This is a genomic window from Streptococcus sp. HMSC034B05 (genome assembly GCF_001809055.1).
Classification (GTDB): domain Bacteria; phylum Bacillota; class Bacilli; order Lactobacillales; family Streptococcaceae; genus Streptococcus; species Streptococcus constellatus.
This window is the reverse complement of record NZ_KV795610.1, coordinates 1-2102: the sequence shown is the minus strand read 5'-3', so window position 1 is coordinate 2102 and position 2102 is coordinate 1. Positions and strand designations below refer to the sequence as shown.

The 2102-nt window shown below is 35.8% G+C and carries 3 protein-coding genes; 2 read left to right on the top strand and 1 reads right to left on the bottom strand.

What is annotated here, in order from left to right; translation table 11 throughout:
- Positions 1 to 6: 6 nt before the first annotated feature.
- A complete protein-coding gene (locus HMPREF2542_RS10280) occupies positions 7 to 102 on the top strand; it encodes an IS3 family transposase (RefSeq protein WP_398578084.1) in 96 nt (31 codons plus the stop codon).
- A gap of 62 nt (positions 103 to 164) precedes the next feature.
- Here the strand turns inward: HMPREF2542_RS10280 and HMPREF2542_RS05290 are convergent, their stop codons facing one another.
- Positions 165 to 911, bottom strand: a complete 747-nt coding sequence (locus HMPREF2542_RS05290) for a DeoR/GlpR family DNA-binding transcription regulator (RefSeq protein ID WP_048800859.1) — start codon at positions 909 to 911, stop codon at positions 165 to 167.
- A 172-nt stretch (positions 912 to 1083) separates the two neighbouring features.
- On the opposite strand from HMPREF2542_RS05290, the gene lacD reads away from it, so the two are divergent.
- Positions 1084 to 2034: a tagatose-bisphosphate aldolase gene (lacD, locus tag HMPREF2542_RS05285; protein WP_058669741.1), complete on the top strand. Its 951-nt coding sequence runs from the start codon at positions 1084 to 1086 to the stop codon at positions 2032 to 2034.
- The last annotated feature ends 68 nt before the right edge of the window (positions 2035 to 2102 follow it).

Here is a 2102-nt window from a genome sequence, read left to right as displayed (position 1 = left end):
ACAGATATTGGCGAAAAATACATCACATTTTATAATGAAAGTAGAATTCAACAGAGATTAAACGACCAATCTCCCACAGAGTACAGAAGAGCGGCTGCCTAATAGTGTTTTTCTACTGTCCCATTTTCGGGGTGCAGTGCCAAATCTAGGCTTGTTTTATCTATTTATAAAACATTTGTATAAGATTGGTACTTTTCCTTTACTTTAGACGAAATATCATCATCCGTAATCACAGCATCTAAATCATCCAATCGATAGAAACAATAGAAAGAATAACTATCAAATTTGCTATTATCCGCCACAATGTACTTTTCAATTGCATTGTTCAAAATAATGGCATTCCCATTTCCTTCTTCTTCGTTGGCCGTCGTAACATTGTGACCATCAATCCCATTCACACCAATAAAGGCCTTCGAAACCTTGATTTCTTTTAACAATTTATTGGCAAATTGCCCAACAAATGTTTGCGTCTTGACACGATAACGACCTCCAATCAGAATAATATCACAATTAGGGTTATCTTTTAATTTTTCAAAAATAGGAAGAGAATTTGTCACAATACTGACACTTTTATCAGCTAAATAATCTCCGATAAAATCCGTTGTCGTTCCTGAACCGATAAAAACCGTATCACCTGAAGAAATCAAATTTGCACATTTTTGAGCAATTGTTCGTTTTTCTTCAATATTTAACATCGTTTTTTCTGTATGGGAAGCTTCATTCAAGCCGTTTTTTACTTTTTTATGAGCTCCTCCATGAACCCGTGTCAGCAGGCCTTGTTTTTCTAGATCAATCAGATCACGACGTATCGTCATGTCCGTCACATCCAGCAGTTCTTTTAATTTCTTGACAGAAACAACTCCTTGCTGATCCAATTCTTGGAGAATAACTCTATGTCGTCCTTCTTTCATTTTGTCTCCTTTCTAACTTATATTATAATTAGATTCCTCAAATATATTATACAACAATTTATTCATTTTGAAAAATTAAAAACAAGATTTTTTTCATTTTTGTCAGTTATTGTTTGACTTTGTTTTGTTTGTGTTTTATAATGAAATCATATAAAATAAAAGGAGTCTGGGAATGACAACAAAACAAGAAAAATTAAACCGTTTATGTGATAAAAATGGAATTATTGGTGCTTTAGCCATTGACCAACGTGGTGCACTTCGTCGCATGCTGGGAGAAGATACACCTGTTGCTGAATTAGAAAATTTTAAAGTTTTAGTTTCCAAATATTTAACTCCCTATGCATCCTCTATCCTACTGGATCCTGAACTCGGCTGGAAAGCGGCTGGGACTCGTGACAAAAATGCAGGACTATTAGTAGCTTATGAAAAAACCGGCTATGATAAAACCGTACCCGGTCGCTTCCCTGATCTTGTTGAAAATGTATCAGTGCAACGTTTAAAAGCAAATGGTGCTGATGCTGTGAAAGTCTTACTCTATGTAGACATTGACGAAGGTAAAGAAGTTAATGACATTAAAGAAGCTTTTATTGAACGGATCGCTTCTGAATGCAAAGCCGAAGAAATGCCATTTTTCTTGGAACTAGTTTCTTATGATGCCAATATAACAGATGAAAAAGAATACGCAATATTAAAACCACGTAAGGTGATTGACGCAATGAAAGTCTATTCACAAGAACGATTTGGAGTAGATGTTCTGAAAGTTGAAGTTCCGGTTAATATGAAATACGTTGAAAGTTTCGCTGAAGGAGAAATTTTGTATAGCAGAGAAGAAGCTGCTGCTTTCTATAAAGAGCAGAGCGAAGCAACACATTTGCCGTTTATATTCTTATCCGCCGGTGTATCAGCTCAACTTTTCCAAGAAACACTTCGATTTGCTAAAGATTCCGGCTCGACATTCAACGGTGTCCTTTGTGGACGTGCTACTTGGGCCGGCGCTACAAAAGCTTATCAAGAAGGTGGAGAAGCAACTACTATAAAATGGCTTGAAACTGTTGGTAAACAAAACATTGTCGAATTAAATGCGGTTCTCCAAGAGACAGCTACACCTGTTGTATTTAAATAACTTTGTATCTCCTTATAAAAACATAAAAAGACGAAGGCACTACACCCTCAAAATGAGACATAAGAAAA